The sequence below is a fragment of the Suttonella ornithocola genome (assembly GCF_001889065.1).
GTDB classification, from domain to species: Bacteria; Pseudomonadota; Gammaproteobacteria; order Cardiobacteriales; family Cardiobacteriaceae; genus Suttonella_A; species Suttonella_A ornithocola.
On sequence record NZ_LWHB01000004.1, the window covers coordinates 1 to 22,534 of the forward strand.

Below are 22,534 nucleotides of genomic sequence, written 5' to 3' on the forward strand. Positions count from 1 at the left end.
TGTTGGTATTGCTTTGGCAAAGAAGCTTGCACTGAAGATGAAGGTAAGTGCCTTACTACCCTATCTAGTAAAGTCTTATACGCCTCACTATTATTCTGTTGCGCAATCCAATGACCTAAATGCTGCGATAATGCATTCGAAATATTTTCTTGCTCAATATCTAGCGCAGCTAATTCTTGTTTAAATGCTGTTGCTAATGCTTTTTCATCATCTTCATCAATAGGCTGCATTTGTAAACTTCTCGTCAATATAGCAGCAATATTTTGATAAGGAAGTGCTATAGACGATTCATTTTTCTGATAAGACTCTTTAGCAGACTGAACGGAAAAATCGCTAGGTAAAGTATCAGCTGAATTACCTGTTAATAGTTCGCTAACGGTAGATTCTGATATTTTTCCTGTTAATTGAGCAGCGACTTCTTTAGAAAATATAGATAATTGTTCATCAGAAAAATCAAAATCCGCCTGTTTTAGTTTACTCTGCAAAACAGTCGATAATAAATTTGCTTCTTCTGCATCTAAAACGTCATCTGATAAACTTTTTTCTAAAAACTGAGCTAGCTCTTTTATCAAATCCGAGCGCTCTTTTGTTTGATAATGAGTGCCACTCAAAGAATGGGAAGTTACATTATTAGAAGCACTAACATTATCAAAACCTTCTTCCAAACGAGAAGAAAAGTTTATCTGCTTGCCTTTAGCGGATATATCAGAAACATCACTAGCAGTATTAGACGCTTCTATTTCAGTAGAATTTATTGAAGCATTAAGATATTTATCATCTTCCAAATCAACTTTTGATTCCGCTAATGTTGCATTTTCAGAAAAATTAACAAATGAATCTACAGGCGTTATTGATATATCTTGAGAAAAAGCAGCAGAATCTTCTGCAAAAAGCTTTGCAGAGAGTGCTTGTAGATCACTATTTGGATTTTGCTGTAACTCATGACTAATTGCTTCAGCTACTAATGCTTGAGTTAATAGTGCAGAAGGATGTTCAATAAAACCAGTATCTGTGCGAAGTGTTTTTAATAGCTCTACACCGTCATCTATTGTTTCTTGAATAAGGCTATTAGCTGCATAACGATGCTCACTGATATCATTAAGTAAACGCTCATATTGAGCACCAAACTCTCCTAATGCTTGATAGCCAACAGTTCTACCTGACCCTTTTATGGTATGAAAGGCCCGACGAAGCGTCTCAACACTTTCTGTATCATTTATATTTTGTTTCCAGCTTTCTATATTGGTTTCTATTTCTGCAATCTTTTCATCAAGTTCTTCTAAAAAGAACAAAACTATTTCTTCATCTATTTCTGCAGCAGAATTTGCGAGTGATGCCTTACTTTCAGGCACTGTAAGCGTATCTAAATCAGCTAAACCTTGTCCTGCAATACGTCCAGCAAGTGGAAAAACATTATCGTTTATGATTGAAGCATCAGTAGAAGTAATCTGATTTTTACTGCCAAACTCTTCTATTTCGCTATTTAAAGCTATATTTTCAGAGAAAGCTTGAACCTCAGATGACATGATGTATTCATCTTTCGTTTCTATCTTACTTTTTACTTCTAAAGAACCACTCGCAACTTCAGACAAATTTTCTGATACAAATGCATTTTTATCGGAAGACAAATCTGTTGAATGATTTTCTACTGTCAAAAACTCCGAGAAATCTACCGAAGGAATATCTATCTCTGAAACCTGCTCTTCTTTATCAACAGCGTCATTATCTTTAGTGTCAATTTCCTCAAAATCAAAATCAAAATCAATAATGTTATCACCTGATAAATGATGTTCTACTGTCGTTGACTGTTCTGCTTCATTTGTTTGCAAAGCCGAAGCTTCATTGTCAAGCGCAAAGTCTACCAGATTATCTTGGTGATAAGTTGATTCCGATTCTATTTCGGCAGTTTGGGATAAAGATTCTGCTAATTGATTTTTATCCTTATTAAGAGAGCTATTATTCTCAACTTCTTCGAAGTCAATAACATTATCTTCTGATAAAGACTGTTCTACTACTGTGGTTGGCTCTTGTTCACTAATTTTTAAAGATGAATCAAGCTCAAACGCTATCAAATTATCTTGATGATGAGTTGATTCTGATTCTATTTCGGTAGTTTGGGATAAAGATTCTGTTAATTGATTTTTATCCTCATTAACTGAAACGTTAATCACATCATCTTGACTATGACTATTTTCTTTCAAAGAAACTTCTTGATCTATAAAAACCGCTTTTGCTTCTAAAGATGAATGATTTCGTGTTTTTTCTGCCTTAACCAACTCAGTATTATCTAAGGACGCTTTATCTATAAAAGTATTTTCTGTTTGTATAGCAGCATTATCTATAGCGTCAATAGACTTATCATTTTTAAATTCCGATTCTTGATGATTTGTTAAACTAGAATCTAAGTCTACTTTTAAATGACTATTGTCTACGAAAGTTTGCTTTTCGGAACCAGATTCAGAAACTTTATCTTTTTTATCATCTAATGAGATTAAATTCTCTACTACTGTAGCCTCTGATGAAGAAAAATCTGAAGTCTCAGTTTTATTTTCTTGAGCGCTAACATTTTGAATAGAATTATCAGAAAACCCTTTTTCTCCTAAATTTTCATGATTGCTACCAATAGCACTTTTTTCAACCTCTAAATTAGATTGACGATTTTGACCTTCTTCGAGACTAATAGATTTATCCGAAAGTGTAGGAAGTTCTAAAGACTCTAAATCCTCTCTCGATACCCTATCAGCACCTGATAATTCAGAAGAAGTAGAAGTTGTAATACCTAAATCACTCAATATACTACGGCGAATACTTTCAAGCTGAGCTATAGCAACATCATCATTAACCTGAGGATTTTCCAATAAAAACTCTGTTAAGCTTTCAGCAATATAAGCTTGGGTTAATAATGCTCCATCATTGGGAACGAAACCACTTTCTTTTCTCTGACGCTGAATTAGGCGTGTAGTATCTTTGATGACATTTTGGATCGCACTATTAACATGGAGCGTTTTATCAATAATTCTATTAAGCATTTGCTCATGTTGCCAAGCACACTCTCCTAAAGATTCATACCCAACCGTACGCCCTGAACCTTTTAACGTATGAAATGCTCTGCGAATATCCCCAATCAGCTGTTCATCTTGAGGTACATTTTCCCATACTGGTAAAGCTTCTGTGATCGCATTTAATACTTCATCTAATTCTTCAGTAAAGAACTCTCGTATTTCCTCATCCATAACAGCACCAGCACGACTCTGAACAAAATTCATTTTTTGTTCAGGCACACGAACACTTTCTAGAGAGGTATCACTTTGCTCAGATAACGGTCTAAAATCGCTATTTACAGTATTTCCAACCACTTGGCTAGAAATGATATTATTTGAAGCATTACTTTTTGAGTCCTCAATGATTGATATAGAAGAAATTTCTAATAAATCGGTACTACTACTGATTGAACTATCATTATTTACTGTTCTCTCATTGGAAGATTGCTCTAAACCTTCATCAGCAGCATTTTCTATCACTTGTTCTTCAATAACACCATCAAAATTTTCATCTAAAGCTTCCAAACCACCCAAAAGTTCATCAAAATCTGTCTCTTCTATTACTTCATTTGACTCTTCATGCAATTGAGAAGACTGGTGTAATAATTCATTAAGCTTTGTATCTGCTTGTACACTAATAGGATAAATTTTTATTAAATTAACAATAGCTGAACGCAAGAAATTTATATCATTATCACTTGTTTTTGCAGTATCTGCCAAATCACTAAATATATACTCCGCCCCAACTAATGCATCTATCAATAATGAATAAGCTTCTGGTACATAACGGGTTTGCAAAGACAATTCAGAAAATACTCGACCTAATTGCTGTAAAGTTTTCCCTAAAGCAATTTCGTTTGCGACTCTAACAATCGCACTATAATGCATTATTTTTAAAGCTATTTCAGACCAATAATAATCCGAACTTAATTTTTCTTCTTTTGTTAATAATTTTCTAAATCCCTCTATAAATTGACATGCTGTCTCGCCCGTGTTTTTTAATATATTTGGACTTCAATGGCTCTAGAATGATGAATTTGAGCATCTATTGCTTCTTGATAATTTTCAACACGCTCTTGTGATAGTCCATCCGTATATTGCAAAGCATCTTCTACCAAGATCATAGCTTCAGCAATATCAATCCATTGAGATTCTGAAAGCTGCTCTTTTAACATTTGGTTAATTTGATTGAGCAAAAGCTGTGGTGCTTTTAAATTTAATACTTCAAAAAGACTAATTAAATTTTTATTATGTCCTATTAAAGTCTCTAAATTAAATTGTTTGTCTGGATTTAACCGATATTGCTCAATTTGGTTACGGCTTGTTTCAATAACCTCTGTGACTTTTGCAGCTAATGCTTGATAGGTTTCTCTATCAATGTTTGGTTGTGCTTGAATGTGTACTAAACCATTACCAGAAATGATAGAATCAATCGCTACAACCGCTTCAGAAATATTGCGTTCATCACTAGGCTGCTCATTTCCTAGCTTTTCAATATAACTATTTAATAATAATAGACCAGAGGCAATCTCAGCACCAATTTCACTGAATTGTGCACCTGTTATTTTTTTCTGGTGAAATTTATCGTTTAGAACCTTAACGCTTTTCTGAATAACATTGCTAAGTTCTGTGGCATTATTCTTTTCAAGTAATGCTAACCCACCGCTAACTTCTGCTAATAGTTCACAAAAACTGTTTATCCCACCTGACTCAGGACGTTCTAGCCATTCTGTCAGTTGCTTCTTAACCATGGTGATGTTTCGCACCATTTCACTTCGAACGCGCGCTAAAAGTTGGTTAGCAATCTCGTTACTCATGTATTCCCCTTACAAGCCTTCCCAATGGCAAATAATTAATATCCTTGAGGCAATTTAAACCCTGAAACTGATTCTTCTAATTCTGCCGATAAGCGACTCAAATTTGCAATAGAATCAGAAGTTTTAATAACGTTCTCAGAAGTTTTTGTTGCCATATGGTTAATTTGCATCATATCTGTTGAAATTCCTTCGGCCATTGAAGAAACTTTTCGTGTTGAATCAGACACTCTTTCAATCATTGCTGCTAATGAAGTAGAAACTTCTTGAATACGATTTAGTGAAGTACCTGCTTCTTCAGCAAGATTCGCTCCTAAAACTACTTCACGAGTGGATCTTTCCATGGAGGCAACAGCTTCATTTGTATCTGTTTGAATCGTTTTAACAAGTGATTCTATTCGTTTGGTAGCGTTAGATGAGCGTTCTGCTAAGCGCTGAACTTCATCAGCAACTACCGCAAACCCTCTTCCTGCTTCTCCCGCTGAAGTTGCCTGAATCGCAGCATTTAAAGCCAAAATATTTGTTTGATCAGCAATACCTTTAATAATTTCAACAATATTACCAATTTCTTGAGAACTTTCGCCAAGACGCTTAATCCGCTTTGATGTTTCTTGAATATTTTCTCGAATAACATTCATACCTCCGATAGTATCATTTACTCGTTTAGCGCCATCTTGAGCAATATTAACTGAGTTATGAGCGATTTCAGCTGAATCAGTTGAACTTGATGCCACATGGTCAAGTGATTTCACCATATTGGCAACAATTTGAGTAATTGAGTGAATTTTTTCAGCTTCTTCAATAGAAGCTTGTTGCATTTGCTCTGCAATTTCTCTTGTACTAGCAGAAGCATCTGAAACACGAGCAGAAGTTCTGTTAATTGTACCTACTAATTCACGCATAGACTCAATCGCATAGTTTACAGAATCTGCGATTGCGCCTGTAAATTCCTCTGTTACTTGCGCTTCTACCGTAAGATCACCATTAGAAAATTCCGTTAATTCATCCATTAACCGCAAGATAGCATCTTGATTTTGTCGTTCGCGCATTTCTTGACGAACCATAATATCTCTAACTTTAGAAGATTGAATTTGAAAATGACTAAACCATAAAACGGCTGAGATAAAAGCTAATAATACTGAAAAGACAAAAATCCATCTAATATTTGCATATGTGAGTACAAAACCTGCAATACTTAAAGGCTCCTCTGGAGAACCCACAAATAATCCTGCAAGCAATGCAATAATAACGATTGCTGTTAATACACTAATGATAACAGCAGGTAATTTAAACTTTTGATTTTCATCCTTGACTGATTTATCAACATTCGATTTCTTTCCGAATTTCATCATCTTATCCGCCTTTAAAATTGAATAAATGAGTTATCTGTCACTAGATTACCCAAGTTAATCCTTAACCAATTCTTATCTTCTAAATGTATATGACCATCTATCCAGCTTTGCTGAGTTTGCAAAGACGTAACTGAATATTCACGAATGCCAAATACAATATCCACTTTTAAAATATATCCTTGCCCTGCTTCCCTCAAAATAATATAACTGCCAATATTTTTTGGACTTGGACGTACTGCTTTGTCAATAAAACTTTTTAATTCAACTACTGAATAAATATCTGTCCGTCGGCTAGTTAAACCTAGCAACCATACTGGTGTAAAAGGTAAAGGAGTAATGGTATTGATATCTGTTGCAACTTCAAATACATTTGTCATACTCAGTAAATAATATTCATTACCTGCTTTAAATGCTAAATAGCTATCATTAGAGGTTTGCGTTTGTGTCTGCGTTTCTTTACGTGACAAATATTGCTGCTGATATCCCAAAAGAATTTCAAAAGGCATTTTTAGCGCCTGTACTTCGGCATTCATCCCAACAACTCTTTAATTTCTTGCAATAGCTTTTCTTTTTCAGGGGGCTTAACCATATATTTTTTTGCGCCATTACGAATTCCCCAAATCTCGTCTGTTTTTTGGTCTTTAGTTGTGAGCATTAAAATAGGAATATTTTGTGTTTGAGGATTACGCGTTAATTTTCGCGTTGCCTGAAAACCACTCATTCCTGGCATAACCACATCCATTAAAATAACATTCGGTTGCTGCTCGGTAGCCATTTGTATACCTTTATCGGCATTATCAGCCCATAAAACTTCATAGCCCACTTCTTCTAACAAACTACGAACAATATTAGCTTCCGTTGGAGAATCGTCTACTATTAGTATTTTTGTCATTATTTTTCCTTTCGTTAAGCTGCTACGTATTTACGAATAGCTTCAAGCAACTCGTCTCTTGAAAATGGTTTGGTCATAAAACACTCAGAACCTGCAATTTTTCCACGCGCTTTATCAAAAACACTATCTTTACTAGAAAGCATAATGACTGGCGTATCTTTAAATTCCGCATTACTTTTAATTACCGAACAGACTTGGTAACCGTCTAATCGAGGCATCATGATGTCAAGAAAAATAACTGTTGGTTTAAAAGAAATAATTTTAGAGAAAGCAGCAAAACCGTCTTCTGCTGTCGCTACTGTATAGCCTTCTTTCCCTAAAATTGCTTCAGCTGTTTTACGGATAGTGCCACTATCGTCAACAATCAGCACTTTTACTGCACTATTATCTTGAGCCACTTTTTCTCCTTAAAAAATCACTAGCAAACCTTGCTATCATTAACTATAGGATAACTTAAATACACTAAATGCGATAGCCATTACTGGCAATAAAATCTTCAATCATTACTGCTGCTGCTGCACTATCATACTCTTTTCGAGAGCCAAAACGCTGTTTTGCTTCATGACTACTTAAGGTTTCATCAGCAAAATAAACAGGAAGAGAAAAGGTTTTCTCTAATGCATTTGCTAACGCTCGAATAGATTTTTCAAGTGGATGAAGTTTTTTATCCGCCAATTGTGGTAACCCTAGAACAATGCAACTAACAGACCATTCTTTGATAAATAATGAAAAATTATTTGCTTGTAATTGAGAAATGGGTTTGCAAATTAGGGCTAATGGGCGAGCTTGTCCAGTTACAGTTTGCCCCACCGCGACACCTGTTTTTTTACTACCAACATCAATTCCTAAAATCCATTTCACAGACATCACTATCCCCATTTATCAATGAACCGTTATAATGCCTTGATGATTTATTATGAGCAAGTCTCTCTTGCTCTAAATTTAGGAAACCATTATGACTCATCACAAACTAATAATTATTGGTGCAGGTCCAGCTGGCTATACAGCTGCTATTTATGCAGCGCGTGCAGGACTATCTCCCGTTATGATTACAGGATTAGAACAAGGTGGCCAGTTAATGACAACCACCGAAGTAGATAACTGGCCGGGCGCCTTCAATGGTATCGAAGGTCCAGAACTCATGCAAAACATGCTCAAACACGCAGAGCGTTTTGAAACAACCATTATCAATGACTATATTTTTTCCGTTGATTTTCAAAATCGCCCCTTTATCCTTAAAGGCGAAAAAGAAACTTATACTGCTGATAGTGTCATCATTGCCACAGGCGCAAGTGCTAAATATCTGGGACTAGATTCAGAAACGAAATTTAAAGGCAGAGGCGTTTCTGCCTGTGCGACTTGTGATGGCTTTTTCTATCGCAACAAACCTGTCATGGTTGTTGGTGGTGGGAATACAGCCGTAGAGGAAGCCCTTTATCTTGCAAAACTTGCTAGCCAAGTCATCTTAGTCCATCGTCGAGACAGCTTTCGAGCAGAAAAAATTATGATTGATCAACTGATGGAAAAAGTGAAAGAAGGAAAAATCATTCTTAAACTTAATGCACAATTACAAGAAGTTATTGGGGATAATAGTGGTGTCACCGGTGCCAATATCCAATTTAATGATGGTCAACAAGAGCAAATTAAAGTAGATGGTATTTTTATTGCCATTGGACATCACCCCAATACTGATATCTTTACTGGGCAATTAGAAATGCACAATGGCTATCTTAAAGTACAAAGTGGCTTAGATGGCAACGCAACTCAAACCAGTATTGCTGGCATCTTTGCCGCAGGTGATGTGATGGACCATGTTTATCGTCAAGCCATTACTTCTGCCGGAACCGGTTGTATGGCAGCTTTAGATGCCGAACGCTACCTCAGCACAGAACAGAAAGTCTAATTATCTTTTAGGAGAAAAATATGTCTAGTCAATCTATTATTATCCCTGATATCGGTGATTTTGATGCCGTTGATGTTATTGAAGTTTTAGTAAAAGAAGGCGATACTGTTTCTGTTGATGATTCTCTGATTGTTTTAGAGTCAGACAAAGCTTCTATGGAAGTACCCGCAACTGTTGCAGGAAAAATCACTGCTTTAACCGTCAAAGTCGGCGATAAAGTTTCTACTGGTGATAGTATTGGCACGATTGAAAGCAATGACAGTTCTAGCGAACAAGAAAAGTCGCAAACAGAACCAAAAGCATCTGAACCAAAATCAGAAACATCCACTCCCAAGTCAGTAGCTACTCAATTAACCACAACATCTGCACCTGATGGTGCTGTTGATTTAGTCGTATTAGGCGCTGGTCCTGGTGGTTACTCAGCAGCTTTTCGAGCTGCTGATTTAGGTTTAAATGTTACCCTAATCGAACGCTATTCAACACTTGGCGGTGTATGCTTAAATGTCGGCTGTATTCCATCTAAAGCGCTTTTACACGTCACCGAAGTAATGGAAGAAGCAGCTAGTTTAGCAAAAGCAGGTGTTAGCTTTGCTGAGCCAAAAGTAGATTTAGACGCACTGCGTAGCCATAAAGAAAGTGTCATCAAAAAGCTCACAGGCGGATTAGCAGGAATGGCAAAATCTCGAAAAGTAACTGTTATTCAGGGAACTGCGCAATTTAGTGGCAGCCATGAATTAACCGTTAAAACCGCTGATGGAGAGAAAAAAGTCACCTTTAAGCAATGTATTATTGCGGCGGGTAGTGAAAGCGTCAAACTTCCATTCATGCCAGAAGATCCTCGTGTTATCGACTCTACTGGCGCACTCAAACTGCAAGATGTTCCAGAAAGAATGCTAGTCATTGGTGGGGGCATTATCGGATTAGAAATGGCAACAGTTTATCACGCATTAGGCAGTAAAATTGATGTAGTAGAAATGCTTGATGGTTTAATGGCAGGTGCTGATAAAGACCTCGTCAAAGTCTGGCAAAAGCGCAATCCAAACCTATTTGAAACCGTAATGACAGAAACCAAAACCGTTGGTGCAGAAGCCAAAGACGATGGTATCTACGTCAGCTTTGAAGGTAAAAATGCACCAAAAGAAGCGCAACGTTATGACCGTGTTTTAGTTGCTGTTGGCCGTCGCCCTAATGGTAAATCACTTAACATTGAGGCCGCTTCTGTACAAGTTGATGAACGTGGTTTTATCCCTGTAGATAAACAAATGCGTACCAATCAAGCGCATATCTTTGCCATTGGCGATATCGTTGGTCAACCAATGTTAGCGCATAAAGCCGTTCACGAAGCACATGTTGCTGCAGAAGTAGCCGCTGGACATAAAGCCTACTTCGACGCGCGTGTGATTCCAGGTGTGGCTTATACTTCACCTGAAGTTGCTTGGGTCGGTGTGACAGAAGCACAAGCCAAAAATGATAACCTAAGTATTGAAAAAGCCATTTTCCCTTGGGCGGCATCTGGTCGCGCTATTGCTAATGGCTGCGAAGATGGATTTACCAAACTTATCGTCGATAAAGAAACCGGCAGAGTTATTGGTGGCGGAATTGTTGGACCTAATGCAGGAGATATGATTGGTGAAATTGCCTTAGCCATTGAGATGAATGCTGTCCCTGCAGATATTGCCTTAACCATCCATCCGCATCCAACACTAGGAGAAAGTATTGGTTTAGTGGCGGAAGTCTATGAAGGCAGCTGCACAGACCTTCCACCACAACGTAAAAAATAAATCTGACAAAAACGCGCTTCGGCGCGTTTTTTTACGCTACAACTAAATACTCGGAAATAAAAGCAATAAAATATTTTTTGGAAAACCTATATAACATCTTCAGAAAATTGCCGGCGAAACACTGCCGGCGTACAACCAAATCGTTTAACAAATGCTTCTGTAAATGCACTTTCTGATTGATATCCCGCAATTTCTGCCACCTGACCAATAGATAAATAACGTTCTTCTCGCAATACTTGTGCCGCCTTAGACAATCTTAACAATCGAACAAAAGCTTGTACCGTCATTCCTGTCGCCTTAGAAAAACGCCGGATAAAAGTTGCTCGAGAGAGATTCGCTGTTTGTGCCAATGTTTCTATCGAATACCGCGCAGCGGGATTAGATAAAATTTTCGCCGCCACTCGTGCCAATCCTTTATCAGCAAAAAGTGGTAACAGACTTTCCTCTTGCGTATGTTCCAACTGCCTAAATGCAAACAGTAATAACACCTCACATAATGCTGTAATCACCTTGATACATCCCTCCTTACCTGCCATTGCTTCTTCACGAATCAAATCGGCTAGCATTTCTAATTGCCTTACCCCTTTCAGAGAGACCACTAATGGTGTAGGCATCATCTTTAAAATCTCTATCGCAGCAGCATTTTGTGCAACAAAACTCCCACATAACATATGAATATCATTTCCAGAGACTCTTTGCCTTAATCCATGTTGATGGGCTTCAACCGTTGATTTTGAATTCGAACCAGAAACAATCCAATGTACACTAGTATCTGTCCATAAGCAAAAATCGCCTGCAGTTAAAGCGATTTTTTCCTGATTATTAGCACATAAAAAACAATTTCCTTTTAAAATAAGATGAAAATAAGCTCCTTGGTTGAGCGCATCATGCTCAAATGCAAACCCTTTTGATAAACGGCAAAACACATCTACTTGCGTTCGCAAATCCATTAAAGACAATAAAGACGCTAAATTAATTTGAGACTTTTCCATGATTTTTTGCAATAAAAACGTCTGTAAAGTATAACAACAAACCTTCATAATAACGTTTTTATTCACAACGGAGACATTCCCATGCTTGACTGGAAACAATACAAAACCCAACTAATGCAACGTTTAGGCGGATTTAGCAAACTTTCTCCTGATACCATGAAAGGCTATCAAACCCTTGCTAAAGCCAACGAAGGTGGCGTTTTAGATGCAAAAACACGCGAACTTATTTCACTTGCTTGTGCAGTCACTACTCGCTGTGATGGCTGTATTGATGTCCATACAGATGCTGCTATTAAAGCAGGCTGCACACAAGAAGAAATTGTTGCTGCACTTGGTGTTGCTGTTGCGATGAATGCAGGCGCTGCAATGGTTTATTCTGCGCGCGTACTTGATGCGCATGCCGCATTAACAGGAGAGTAAAATGCGTAAGCTTTTACTTGCAGCCATAGCTTCAGCTATATTACCGCTCTGGGCAGAAACGGTTTGGGTAGATGTTCGTACACCGCAAGAATATAGTGAAGGACATATTGCGGGCGCTGCTAATATGCCCCACCATGAAATCGTTGAATTAGTAAAAAAAGCAGGTTACGCTAAAGATGATCGCATTTTACTTTATTGCCGTAGCGGAAACCGTTCAGCAAAAGCAAAAGCTGCATTAGTAGAAGCTGGTTACACAAACGTGCAAGATTTAGGTGGCTTCGCCGATTTAGAAAAAACTGGCGCAGTGAAGACAGAATAAACGAATCGTTTGCATACTTTTCAGTATAAATTGATACTGCCATCCAATAAATAATAAAAAGTATTGGGTGGCAGTATTTATTCCAATCCTCAATAAATAAAAGTATTGGCTCTAGATTAATAGTTTGAGAGCTTTGCAAAATTCCGTTTTACATGAATTTTTACTACTAGCAGAAAAATAGCACTATGATTTTAATATATTTTTAAAATTCAAAAATTCTCTATTTTGTTGTTTTTTGCAAAGGTCTCAGTTTGTTCCTGCTAATCTAAAGCCTTCAAAATACAAACAGTTTATTTTTGATAATATTTTTATAAACATACGGCTTTACTTTCGCTTCACCGTATGCTCATTACTCATTAGATTAAGTCTATGATTACATTTGCGCGACTTTTTCGCGTTGTGCGGTGAGCGCTTGTACATGCTCTTTATCTTGTGCGAGTTGCAAACGAGTTTGCTCCACCAATTCTGCTGGTGCTTTGGCGGTAAATTTCTCGTTATTAAGCTGCCCTTCTAAGCGCATCATATTTTTATTGAGCTTTTCAATTTCTTTATCTAAGCGCGCAAGCTCTGCTTCTTTATCAATCAGTCCTGCCAATGGAATCAGAATATTCATATTACCAACCACCGCAGTAGCGCTTTCAGGTGCATTGCCATCAATCACGGTCAAACTTTCCAATTTACCGATCGTTTTTAGGCGCGTTTCTTGGGCGGCTAATAGTCGTTTTTCATATTCACCAGCATTTTCTAGCAAGACGTTGAGGGCTTTACCCGGCGAGATATTCATTTCGCCACGAATTTTGCGAATGCCGAGTAAGACGTTTTGCACCCATGTCATTTCTGCTTCAGCGACATCATCCTGATAGTTTTTCGATTCAGGATAAGACTGTGCCATCAATAATCCTTCGCTGATACCGAGTTTAGGGGCAATTTGTTGCCAGATTTCTTCGGTGATAAAAGGCATAATTGGATGTGCAAGGCGTAATACAGTTTCTAAGGTATTAAGCAATACCCAACGCGTATGGGCTTTTTGTGTATCATCAGAATGGTTTTTAGAAAGAACGGGCTTGACCAATTCTAAATACCAATCGCAATAGTCATTCCAGATAAATTCGTAAAGCGCACTCGCTGCAAAATCAAAACGATAGCTATCAATTGCTTTACGCACTTCTGCAATGGTGGCATCTAATCGTGCGCTAATCCACCTATCCGCGGCATCTGTGAGCTGCGCTGGCTGAGTAATCGTTTTCTCATCGGTTTGCATCAACACAAAACGCGCCGCATTCCAAAGCTTATTACAGAAATTACGATAGCCTTCTACTCGCTTAATATCAAATAAAATATCACGCCCACTGGTAGCCTGTGCCGCAAAGCTAAAGCGCAACGCATCTGTTCCACACGGCGGTATGCCTTCTGGATATTCTTCACGCGTTTGTTTAGTAATTTTTTCTGCCAACTGTGGTTGCATCATGCTGTCGGTACGCTTTGCCACTAACGCTTCTAAATCAATACCGTCAATCACATCAATCGGGTCAATGACATTACCTTTAGACTTCGACATTTTTTGTCCATTGGCATCCCGCACTAAGCCATGAATGTAAACGTCTTTAAATGGCACTTCACCATCCATACAGTAAAGCCCCATCAGCACCATCCGCGCGACCCAGAAGAAAATAATATCAAATCCCGTCACTAATACATTGCCAGGATAAAAGGTTTTTAAGGCTTCTGTTTGTTCGGGCCAGCCTTGTGTGGCAAATGGCCATAGACCAGAGCTAAACCAAGTATCTAATACGTCTTCATCTTGCGTAAGCACTACGTCCTCAGCAAGCCCATATTTTTCACGCACTAAGGTTTCGTTTTCAGCAACATAGATATTACCTGCTTCATCATACCAAGCAGGAATACGATGTCCCCACCATAGCTGGCGAGAAATACACCAATCTTGTAAGTTTTCCATCCAGTGAAAATAGGTGTTTTGCCAGTTTTCAGGCACAAATCGGATCCGCTTTTCGCGCACCGCATCAATTGCTGGCTTGGTTAAACGAATATAACCGCCGGCTTGACCGTTTTCTTGCGTTTCTCTCGTTAAATCAACGAACCATTGGTCTGTCAAATAAGGTTCAATGACCACACCACTACGATCACCGTAAGGACGCTTCATCAAATGAGGTTCGATTTTTTCTAATAGTTCAGCTGCTTCTAAATCTGCGACGATTTTATCTCGCGCCACCCAACGGTCTAAACCTTGATACTCTTTTGGCGCATTTTCATTGAGCGTCGCATCAGGGTTCATTAAGTTAATCACTTCCATGGTATGACGCTGCCCGACCGCATAGTCATTAAAATCATGTGCTGGTGTGATTTTGACGCACCCTGTTCCAAAGTCCATTTCCACATATTCATCGGCAATTATAGGAATAATCCTATCTGTCATTGGTACATGGACTTTTTTACCTAATAAATGCTGATAACGACTATCTTCTGGATGCACTGCCAGCGCCCCATCCGCTAAAATCGTTTCTGGACGCGTGGTGGCAATATGCATGTATTCACCATCTAATCCTTGTCCTTTAACAAAGGGATAGCGCACATGATACATTTTGCCTTGTTCTTCTCGATTTTCGACCTCTAAATCAGAAATCGCCGTTTTTAGCACAGGATCCCAATTCACTAAGCGTTTACCGCGATAAATCAAGCCTTCATCATACCAACGCACAAACAGCTCGCGCACTGCGCGGCTCATTTGCTCATCCATGGTAAAACGCTCACGAGACCAGTCTAAAGAAGCCCCTAAACGACGCAGTTGACGCATAATATTGCCACCGCTCTCGCCTTTCCATTGCCAAATGGCCTCAATAAAATCCTCTCGCCCTAAATCATGGCGCGTCTTCCCTTGCGCATTTAAGCGTCTTTCCACCACCATTTGCGTAGCAATTCCAGCATGGTCAGAACCGGGTTGCCATAGCGTATTATCGCCTTTCATTCGGTGATAACGAATGAGCATATCCATAATGGTATCTTGGAAAGCGTGTCCCATATGTAAGCTGCCCGTTACATTTGGCGGCGGAATCATAATTGCGTAGGATTTTCCTTCACCAGAAGGCGCAAATTGTCCACTTTCTTCCCAAGCGTCATACCATTTACGCTCAATTTCTGTGGGTTGATAACGGGTTGCCATTTCTGTCATATCACTGTCTCGTCAATTCAAAAGTGAGATATTCTACCGTAGCAAGGCATATTTAGCATCTTGAGACCTTTGCAAAAAACAACAAAATGGAGAATTTTGAATTTTCTGAATTTTAAAAACATATTAAAGTCATGTTGTTATTTTTCTACTAGTAGTAAAAATTCACGTAAAACAGAATTTTGCAAAGGTCTCATCTTATAGCCCACTTCCCAAAAAATGTATACAACGTTAACTCAATATACACTTTGAAAACAGCATCTTATCTCCAAGTACGGTATGCATTTTCCGGGAGCCCTGCTATAGAAGATTAAATAGTGGTTTGAAAAGTATTCTGGAATACTATCAAATAATCCAATGGCAGTTAAATATTTAAATATCAATATATTAAAAGAAGTATTTTTTGTAAGAGTATGTCTAGTATACTTTTCAAACCATCACCGAAAATTAAAGTAGTGCTGCTTCTTTCGCCTTTTTGATGATAAATAAAACCTTTTTGATGATAAATAAAAAGAGTCATAATCGGCTTTTATAGCTGAATAGGTTTAGCTGCATACAAACTGACGAACCACAGACAGCCAACCTCAGTACGGCAAAACGAGCATAACGCTGTATGCGAGTTAAAGAAATTTAGCTATATTGTTTAGGCGGAGATAATTTTAAAATAAAGTGCAATTTTCTTTTGTCACTAAAAGCTTATTGTAATTCACCTGTGCGCCATGAGCGGTAAATTGATAATAAACATTATTAACGATACCTTCATCTATGGCTTTTCTGAGAGTTTTGTTTTGACAGGTGTAGGCCTTTAAAAAAGGTAGCCATGTACTATCTCTTAATCTGGCTTGGTCTGTCGTCAAAGCACCTCCCACAATAGGTAAGCTATCTTCAACAGAAAAAATCAATGAACCAACCGAGTCTGTTACCGAAGTATACGTTAAATACCCTTGATGCCAAGGTAGCTTCTCAGAAAGTTTCTTAGCAAGCTCAGCAGCACTACTAGCAACCTCATAGCTACCTGCACCAAAATGATTTTTGTAATAATCCATTGCGTATGGATAAATCGCTGCCGCAAGTAAGACTAAAATTATTCCCTTTTTCATTTAATTTTCCTTTTATTATTGTTATCGGAAATTATAACCATAATACTTTCAAAAAAGCAGTTTTATTTTACTGATGAATGCTGCTTACTAAAAAAGCGGCTAAAGCCGCTTTTAACCTTTATTTTTTAGCGCGTTTGCGCTCATTTTCAGTGAGAAGTTTTTTCCGAATTCGAATTGATTTAGGCGTAACTTCTACCAGTTCATCCTCATCAATAAATTCTAACGCTTGCTCTAAAGTATTACGAATTGGTGGCGTTAAGATAAGGTTCTCATCTGAGCCTGCCGCACGCATATTGGTAAGTTGTTTCGCTTTTAGCGGGTTAACAACCAAATCATTATCGCGACTATGAATACCAATCACCATTCCTTCATAGACTTCATCACCATGACCGATAAACAAACGACCACGATCTTGTAAATTATATAAAGCATAAGCCAATGCTTTTCCGGGTGCCATCGCAACCAATACACCGTTATGACGCGTTTTTCCTAAGCCCTCTTTCATTGGACCATAATGGTCAAACGTTTGGAATTTTAAACCGCTACCGCTGGTTAACGTCATAAATTCCGTTTGAAAACCAATGAGTCCGCGTGTTGGGATGATATATTCTAAACGGACACGCCCTTTGCCGTCTGGAATCATATTTTGTAAATCCCCTTTACGCTCGCCCATGCGCTCCATTACGCCACCCTGATTTTGTTCATCAATATCTAGCACAACAAACTCATAAGGCTCTTGCTTAACCCCATCCACTTCTCTAAAGATAACTTCAGGACGAGAAACGCCAAGCTCATAACCTTCGCGACGCATGGTTTCAATTAAAACCGAAAGATGCAATTCACCGCGACCACTAACTTTAAACTTATCTGGGTCATCCATTTGCTCAACACGCAAAGCCACATTATGAATTAACTCACGCTCAAGACGCTCTTGGATTTGACGAGAGGTAACAAACTTTCCTTCACGCCCTGCAAATGGAGACGTATTGACTTGGAAAGTCATACTCATTGTTGGTTCATCAACGCTTAAGCTGGGTAAAGCTTCCACATGGTTTGGGTCACAAAGCGTATCTGAAATATAAAGTGGGTCAATCCCTGTAAAAGAGATAATATCGCCAGCAGCAGCTTCATCCACTTCTACTTTTTCGAGCCCTAAAAATTTAAAAATTTGTAAAACACGACCAGTTCGAATGTCGCCTTCACGACCAATGACTTTTACGGGTGTATTTTTACGAATGGTTCCGCGCTCAATTCTTCCAACACCAATAACGCCCGTATAAGTTGAGTAATCTAATGAAGAAACTTGCATTCTAAAAGGCTTTTCACGGTCAACCTGTGGCGGATTGACATGATTAACAATCGCTTCAAATAAATACGTCATATCTCCTTCACGGATATCTGGGTTATCACCAGCATAACCATTTAATCCAGAAGCATAGACGATTGGAAAATCTAGCTGTTCATCCGTTGCGCCTAACCGATCAAATAAATCGAAGGTTTCATTCAGTACCCAATCGGGTCTTGCGCCGGGACGGTCAATCTTATTGATGACAACAATCGGATGTAGCCCCATATTAAATGCCTTTTGAGTCACAAAGCGCGTTTGTGGCATCGGACCATCCATTGCATCCACTAAAAGTAATACACAATCCACCATCGACAATACCCGCTCAACTTCTCCACCAAAATCGGCGTGTCCGGGGGTATCGACAATATTGATTTGGTAATCCTTCCAACGAATGGCGGTATTTTTTGCCATGATAGTGATGCCGCGCTCGCGTTCCAAATCCATCGAGTCCATCATACGGTCATACACTTCTGCGCGTTCCGCTAACGTATCAGATTGACGAAAAAGCTGGTCTACCAGCGTGGTTTTACCATGGTCAACGTGGGCGACAATAGCAATATTACGAATTTTAGAAACATCGTCGTGGGTAATGCTCACAAAAATATCCAGTCAAAATAAAGGCGCGCATTATATAGCTAAATCTCTGAAAACAAAAACTGCTTTCTGTTCGCCCTCTTCTTATCTCATGATTTGTTTAATTTCTGATGTGGTGCAGCATCAATCAAACATTACTATATTCTAATAAAATAATATTTTTGCGCTTTTTTCCTAGATTGATGGCGCAATGAAAAATGTGAATATTTATAACTATATGATTTTTATATAAATAAAAATTACATAAAATTTGCCCAACCTATAAAAGGCTTTAAGGCGCTGTAAGGTTCGGAATTTTTCATTTTTTTTCTTATGGTTTTTGTGTTTTTGATGAGTTTTATTTATCCATAAACACTCATGTTGCTCAATTTGTGTCTTTAGATAGAATGAACAAGCTATTCCGCGTTCTGATAGCAAGTGTAATTATTAGGAGTAACACCATATGAATGAAGAACTTGATAATCTTTTATGCGAAAAATACCCCAAAATTTTTGCTCTTCGTCATGATGAAAATTCTTGTATGTCAAGAGGGTTTGAATGTGGTGAGGGATGGTTTGATTTAATTGATACTTTATGCGCAAGTATTCAATCTTATATTGACCAAGAAAATGAAGCTGGAAATCCCGTTAAGCAAGTGGTCGCCAGACAGGTAAAAGAAAAACTTTATACATTACGCTTTTATTACAATGCTAAGGAAGTGAATGATCCATTTATTGATGGAATGATTTACTTTGCAGAAAGGATAAGCGAAAAAATTCCCCAAGAATAAGCCGTTTTTTAATCATTGAGGAGATATGATGCTGAATTTTCAAACCGCTTTTGCGCAAATGTGTGGTCAAGGTAAAACTCGCACGCAAGATGCTTTGTTTAATGGCAAAGAAATGCTTGCGATGAAAATGAATAAAGTGCGGTTAGTGGAGAATATTGCCTTTCCCATTCGAGTAGCCGTCGCGGATGGCGTTTTTAGTAGCGAGCAATCGCATCTTGCCAGTCGATTTTGGGCAAATGCTTGGGGCAGAAATGGTAGCGCGAATCGCGAATTCTTCCGTACGCATTTTGATCGATTTTATGATGAGGTAGGAGCGGTAGCGTTTGGTTCTAGCACGACGATTGCAGGTGCGGTAATCGAGACAGATGGCACGTTTTCCTTATGCAATGTTGGCGATAGTCGAGTGTATTTGATTAGCAAAGAGGGATACTGGCAGCAGCTAAGCCATGACCATACGGAATTAAATCGAATGATAGCCGCTGGTGAGGCACAAGAGGGTGTGAAATATTCGGATGTATATAATATGTTGGAACAATGTTTGGTGGCAGATGAGGAATGCGATGAATATTTGCGTCCGTTTTTTGCTAAGGGGACATTGCAAGCAGGTGAAGCGCTATTGTTATGCACGGATGGATTGCATGATGCTTTATCACATGAGCAGTTAGAGAATATTTGGCAGAGCGAAGCGGATTTATGCGCTCGGTTAAGGGCTTTGCGTAAAGCGGTTAGGCAAACGCGCTTTTATGATGATTGTTCGATTGTATGCGCACAGCGCTGTTAACCTGTATCGAAGCAATAAATTTTGAATTAAAGATAGAGAAAGGAGGAATGAAAACATTATTTTTCACTTTTATACAAAGTAAACTATTTTCAATTTAATTTCAGGAGTTTGATACCATGGAAAACCAACAACCAACAACCAACAACCAACAACCAACAACCAACAACCAACAACCAACAATGCTTTATTGTGCGCGTTGCGCCGGGTGAAGTTAGTCAATTAGAGGAGGTTTTAGCAAGCAATCAGGCTATTCTTGGTTGGGCGAAATTAGAAGGCGTGCATCATGCAGGGGTTACTCAAGCAGAGATTAAAGCGCAATTGCGTCATCATGCTGATTATTATGCAAATGGAGAAGCTTCTATTGCTCAAGCCGCTGGCAGTATTTATCGTTTTCTACATGAAATTAAAGCAGGCGACTATCTTTTAATACCTGATGAAAAAGATTTTTATATTGCCAAAGCAGTAGGAGAAGGACCTGTTTACTTAGCCGATAAAGTTGCAGAGGATTCTGCTTATCGTTGGAATATTGAGTTTTTAAATGATAAACAGCCTATTTTTAGAAAAAATGCTCCTGATAATATACAAACAGCATTAGGGCATAGACAAACGGTTACTTCTGCCAATAATTGTCTTGAGGATATTCCATTGGTTTTATCCCAAAATTTATTACTGAATTTTAGAAAGAATGCTTATGAGTTCTACCATCAGCAAACGTTACAAGTTTTATGCTCTCCTGATTTACAGCTATTACACCTTAAAGGCATGATTGCTGATTTGTTGCCAAAAGGAAGCATTCTTCCAGGCGACCTAGAAGTCTATCAAAAAACATCCGATATTATCTGGACAACACACGATATTTTTGATGATTTTTCATTGAATCTCATTATTAAAATATTGCCAAACAGAGCGGATAGCCCTATTGATGTAGATGAACTTCATCAGATTTTAGAAGAGATACAGACGCAAATTAAAGAACTAAGGGTAGAAGAATTCGCAGATACACCAATAATCCTCATGGTTATTACCACAGGGGAGTTTACGGAAAGCTGTAGACAAGAAGAAAAATCCTTAGCACAAGATAAATTTTTAGCGATCAAACTGATAGATAGAGAGCAGTTTGCAAAGGCATATTCCGAGTATTTAAAAGCAACGCTTTCCCGCCGCTATCCTAATCTAAAATACTTTAAATAAAGTATTGAATAATACCCTAGTGGTTTAGCGATTTAATTAAAGAACCGTTTGGCGTATTTTTTCCAATCGTCAAGCGGTTTCTTAGCTTTTCTATTTCACTTTTTGATAAATCTCACTATCGCAAAATTCCCAAAAAATGCATACAAGTACAAGAAAACAAAAACAATGCATTATTGTTTTTATTTTATGCATTTTTTAGTAACCCTGCTATAGTGCAATCATCTAAAGCCCAACCCAATCCAAAGCAGATAAAAGAATAAAGTATCAATACAATCCATCCGCCATTCTTTGCGGATTTGCTTAATCCAAGCCCACATCTTTTCAATGGGATTTAAGTCTGGACTATAAGGGGGTAACCAAACTATCTCATGCCCATGCTCTTCAATGATTGCTTGAATATCACTGCGTTTATGAAAAGCGGCATTGTCCATGACAATTACACTGTTTTAGGTAACTCAGGTAACAGTGCTTCTCTCACCCAATGAGAGAAAATATCGCTGTTAATAGAACCATCATATAAGCGTAAGGCAAACAATTCTCCATTGATAATGGCTCCAATCGCATTGCTCTGGTTCTTTAAATGCCAGTTATCACTTCCATGACAAACTTGTCCTTTTGTGCTGTAGCCATAAGGTCTATGATCAAAGGCTTTAAAACCACATTCATCAAGATAGACTATCGGTTTGTCTTGAGCGGTCTTATCTACTATTTGTTCTTGAAAGTGCTCTCTTTTCTCTGTGTCGGCTTTTGGATGTTGGTTAATCTTTTTTTATGCGTTATCTTTAGTCGCTTTAGAGCATAACAAATCGCTGATTGCGAGCAATTAAAACGTCTAGCTCTTTCCCATTGGTAATCATCAGGATACTGCTCAATATCCTTAAGCAAGGCTTCATCATCAATCTTTGAGGGCTTACGCTCAGTAAAGCCTTTAGGATGGGGATTTTTAATCCAGCTATAGACGGTGAATTTGCTGATCTTGTAGCGCTTTGCAACAGCGCGCCAAGTTTCTCCATTAGCAATATCGTTAAGAATTTTCTGTCGGAATTGGCGGCA

Annotated in this window: 21 protein-coding genes; 7 read left to right on the forward strand and 14 right to left on the reverse strand. The window is 38.3% G+C overall.

What is annotated here, in order from left to right; all coding sequences use genetic code 11:
• The 7 genes from A5N85_RS00250 to ruvX all read right to left on the reverse strand — a co-directional run.
• Nucleotides 1-3,929: Hpt domain-containing protein (locus A5N85_RS00250; RefSeq protein WP_143143128.1), on the reverse strand; the 3,929-nt coding region annotated here is incomplete at its 3' end.
• A gap of 110 nt (nt 3,930-4,039) precedes the next feature.
• On the reverse strand, nt 4,040-4,858 hold the full coding sequence (locus tag A5N85_RS00255; protein WP_072575418.1) for a hypothetical protein: 819 nt from the start codon (nt 4,856-4,858) through the stop codon (nt 4,040-4,042).
• A 35-nt stretch (nt 4,859-4,893) separates the two neighbouring features.
• On the reverse strand, nt 4,894-6,207 hold the full coding sequence (locus tag A5N85_RS00260) for a methyl-accepting chemotaxis protein (RefSeq protein WP_245935987.1): 1,314 nt from the start codon (nt 6,205-6,207) through the stop codon (nt 4,894-4,896).
• Nucleotides 6,208-6,218: 11 nt separating this feature from the next.
• Complete coding sequence (locus tag A5N85_RS00265; protein WP_072575419.1) at nt 6,219-6,740, reverse strand: chemotaxis protein CheW; 522 nt, start codon at nt 6,738-6,740, stop codon at nt 6,219-6,221.
• On the reverse strand, nt 6,737-7,099 hold the full coding sequence (locus A5N85_RS00270) for a response regulator (RefSeq protein WP_072575420.1): 363 nt from the start codon (nt 7,097-7,099) through the stop codon (nt 6,737-6,739). Before A5N85_RS00270 ends, A5N85_RS00265 begins: the two co-directional genes overlap by 4 nt.
• A gap of 14 nt (nt 7,100-7,113) precedes the next feature.
• Entirely contained in the window at nt 7,114-7,497 is a 384-nt protein-coding gene (locus tag A5N85_RS00275; RefSeq protein WP_072575421.1) for a response regulator, read from the reverse strand.
• Nucleotides 7,498-7,561: 64 nt separating this feature from the next.
• Nucleotides 7,562-7,966 (reverse strand): Holliday junction resolvase RuvX, encoded by a 405-nt coding sequence (ruvX, locus tag A5N85_RS00280; protein ID WP_245935986.1) that lies wholly within the window; start codon nt 7,964-7,966, stop codon nt 7,562-7,564.
• Nucleotides 7,967-8,054: 88 nt separating this feature from the next.
• On the opposite strand from ruvX, the gene trxB reads away from it, so the two are divergent.
• Together trxB and lpdA are read left to right on the forward strand one after the other, a co-directional pair.
• Nucleotides 8,055-9,002 (forward strand): thioredoxin-disulfide reductase, encoded by a 948-nt coding sequence (gene trxB / locus A5N85_RS00285; protein ID WP_072575423.1) that lies wholly within the window; start codon nt 8,055-8,057, stop codon nt 9,000-9,002.
• A 20-nt stretch (nt 9,003-9,022) separates the two neighbouring features.
• The gene (gene lpdA / locus A5N85_RS00290; protein WP_072575424.1) at nt 9,023-10,783 is read left to right on the forward strand and encodes a dihydrolipoyl dehydrogenase; all 1,761 of its coding nucleotides are present in this window, start codon (nt 9,023-9,025) and stop codon (nt 10,781-10,783) included.
• Between the two features lie 86 nt (nt 10,784-10,869).
• Here lpdA and A5N85_RS00295 read toward each other — a convergent pair whose 3' ends face one another.
• Nucleotides 10,870-11,775: a helix-turn-helix domain-containing protein gene (locus tag A5N85_RS00295; RefSeq protein ID WP_072575425.1), complete on the reverse strand. Its 906-nt coding sequence runs from the start codon at nt 11,773-11,775 to the stop codon at nt 10,870-10,872.
• A gap of 81 nt (nt 11,776-11,856) precedes the next feature.
• Between A5N85_RS00295 and A5N85_RS00300 the strand changes: the two genes are divergently transcribed.
• Both A5N85_RS00300 and A5N85_RS00305 read left to right on the forward strand, forming a co-directional pair.
• Nucleotides 11,857-12,195 carry a carboxymuconolactone decarboxylase family protein gene (locus A5N85_RS00300; RefSeq protein WP_072575426.1) on the forward strand — a complete coding sequence of 113 codons (339 nt, stop codon included), beginning with the start codon at nt 11,857-11,859 and terminating at the stop codon, nt 12,193-12,195.
• A gap of 1 nt (nt 12,196) precedes the next feature.
• On the forward strand, nt 12,197-12,514 hold the full coding sequence (locus tag A5N85_RS00305; RefSeq protein ID WP_072575427.1) for a rhodanese-like domain-containing protein: 318 nt from the start codon (nt 12,197-12,199) through the stop codon (nt 12,512-12,514).
• Nucleotides 12,515-12,887: 373 nt separating this feature from the next.
• Here A5N85_RS00305 and A5N85_RS00310 read toward each other — a convergent pair whose 3' ends face one another.
• The 3 genes from A5N85_RS00310 to typA all read right to left on the reverse strand — a co-directional run bounded on the left by A5N85_RS00310 (nt 12,888) and on the right by typA (nt 18,737).
• Entirely contained in the window at nt 12,888-15,692 is a 2,805-nt protein-coding gene (locus A5N85_RS00310) for a valine--tRNA ligase (protein ID WP_072575434.1), read from the reverse strand.
• A 665-nt stretch (nt 15,693-16,357) separates the two neighbouring features.
• Nucleotides 16,358-16,798, reverse strand: a complete 441-nt coding sequence (locus A5N85_RS00315; protein WP_072575428.1) for a hypothetical protein — start codon at nt 16,796-16,798, stop codon at nt 16,358-16,360.
• A 118-nt stretch (nt 16,799-16,916) separates the two neighbouring features.
• Nucleotides 16,917-18,737 (reverse strand): translational GTPase TypA, encoded by a 1,821-nt coding sequence (typA, locus tag A5N85_RS00320; RefSeq protein WP_072575435.1) that lies wholly within the window; start codon nt 18,735-18,737, stop codon nt 16,917-16,919.
• A 445-nt stretch (nt 18,738-19,182) separates the two neighbouring features.
• On the opposite strand from typA, the gene A5N85_RS00325 reads away from it, so the two are divergent.
• The 3 genes from A5N85_RS00325 (at nt 19,183) to A5N85_RS00335 (ending at nt 21,481) form a co-directional block, all read left to right on the forward strand.
• On the forward strand, nt 19,183-19,509 hold the full coding sequence (locus tag A5N85_RS00325) for a hypothetical protein (RefSeq protein WP_072575429.1): 327 nt from the start codon (nt 19,183-19,185) through the stop codon (nt 19,507-19,509).
• Nucleotides 19,510-19,534: 25 nt separating this feature from the next.
• A complete protein-coding gene (locus A5N85_RS00330; protein ID WP_084601438.1) occupies nt 19,535-20,290 on the forward strand; it encodes a PP2C family protein-serine/threonine phosphatase in 756 nt (251 codons plus the stop codon).
• Nucleotides 20,291-20,398: 108 nt separating this feature from the next.
• Nucleotides 20,399-21,481, forward strand: coding sequence for a PDDEXK family nuclease (locus A5N85_RS00335; RefSeq protein ID WP_169818589.1), 1,083 nt, complete (start codon nt 20,399-20,401; stop codon nt 21,479-21,481).
• A 218-nt stretch (nt 21,482-21,699) separates the two neighbouring features.
• Here the strand turns inward: A5N85_RS00335 and A5N85_RS16835 are convergent, their stop codons facing one another.
• The 3 genes from A5N85_RS16835 to A5N85_RS00345 form a co-directional block, all read right to left on the reverse strand.
• Nucleotides 21,700-21,912, reverse strand: a complete 213-nt coding sequence (locus A5N85_RS16835; protein ID WP_143143130.1) for a transposase — start codon at nt 21,910-21,912, stop codon at nt 21,700-21,702.
• Between the two features lie 5 nt (nt 21,913-21,917).
• Nucleotides 21,918-22,244: a transposase gene (locus tag A5N85_RS16840; RefSeq protein WP_143143131.1), complete on the reverse strand. Its 327-nt coding sequence runs from the start codon at nt 22,242-22,244 to the stop codon at nt 21,918-21,920.
• Nucleotides 22,187-22,534 (reverse strand): IS630 transposase-related protein (locus A5N85_RS00345; RefSeq protein WP_072575432.1); only part of this gene is annotated, 348 nt, incomplete at its 5' end. The genes A5N85_RS00345 and A5N85_RS16840, both read right to left, overlap by 58 nt.

Coding starts and splice junctions, on each gene's coding strand:
- A5N85_RS00255 (WP_072575418.1), bottom strand. CDS start 4,858: ATGAGTAACGAGATTGCTAACCAACTTTTAGCGCGCGTTCGAAGTGAA.
- A5N85_RS00260 (WP_245935987.1), bottom strand. CDS start 6,207: ATGATGAAATTCGGAAAGAAATCGAATGTTGATAAATCAGTCAAGGAT.
- A5N85_RS00265 (WP_072575419.1), bottom strand. CDS start 6,740: ATGAATGCCGAAGTACAGGCGCTAAAAATGCCTTTTGAAATTCTTTTG.
- A5N85_RS00270 (WP_072575420.1), bottom strand. CDS start 7,099: ATGACAAAAATACTAATAGTAGACGATTCTCCAACGGAAGCTAATATT.
- ruvX (WP_245935986.1), bottom strand. CDS start 7,966: ATGTCTGTGAAATGGATTTTAGGAATTGATGTTGGTAGTAAAAAAACA.
- trxB (WP_072575423.1), top strand. CDS start 8,055: ATGACTCATCACAAACTAATAATTATTGGTGCAGGTCCAGCTGGCTAT.
- lpdA (WP_072575424.1), top strand. CDS start 9,023: ATGTCTAGTCAATCTATTATTATCCCTGATATCGGTGATTTTGATGCC.
- A5N85_RS00295 (WP_072575425.1), bottom strand. CDS start 11,775: ATGGAAAAGTCTCAAATTAATTTAGCGTCTTTATTGTCTTTAATGGAT.
- A5N85_RS00300 (WP_072575426.1), top strand. CDS start 11,857: ATGCTTGACTGGAAACAATACAAAACCCAACTAATGCAACGTTTAGGC.
- A5N85_RS00305 (WP_072575427.1), top strand. CDS start 12,197: ATGCGTAAGCTTTTACTTGCAGCCATAGCTTCAGCTATATTACCGCTC.
- A5N85_RS00310 (WP_072575434.1), bottom strand. CDS start 15,692: ATGGCAACCCGTTATCAACCCACAGAAATTGAGCGTAAATGGTATGAC.
- A5N85_RS00315 (WP_072575428.1), bottom strand. CDS start 16,798: ATGAAAAAGGGAATAATTTTAGTCTTACTTGCGGCAGCGATTTATCCA.
- A5N85_RS00325 (WP_072575429.1), top strand. CDS start 19,183: ATGAATGAAGAACTTGATAATCTTTTATGCGAAAAATACCCCAAAATT.
- A5N85_RS00330 (WP_084601438.1), top strand. CDS start 19,535: ATGATGCTGAATTTTCAAACCGCTTTTGCGCAAATGTGTGGTCAAGGT.
- A5N85_RS16835 (WP_143143130.1), bottom strand. CDS start 21,912: ATGGACAATGCCGCTTTTCATAAACGCAGTGATATTCAAGCAATCATT.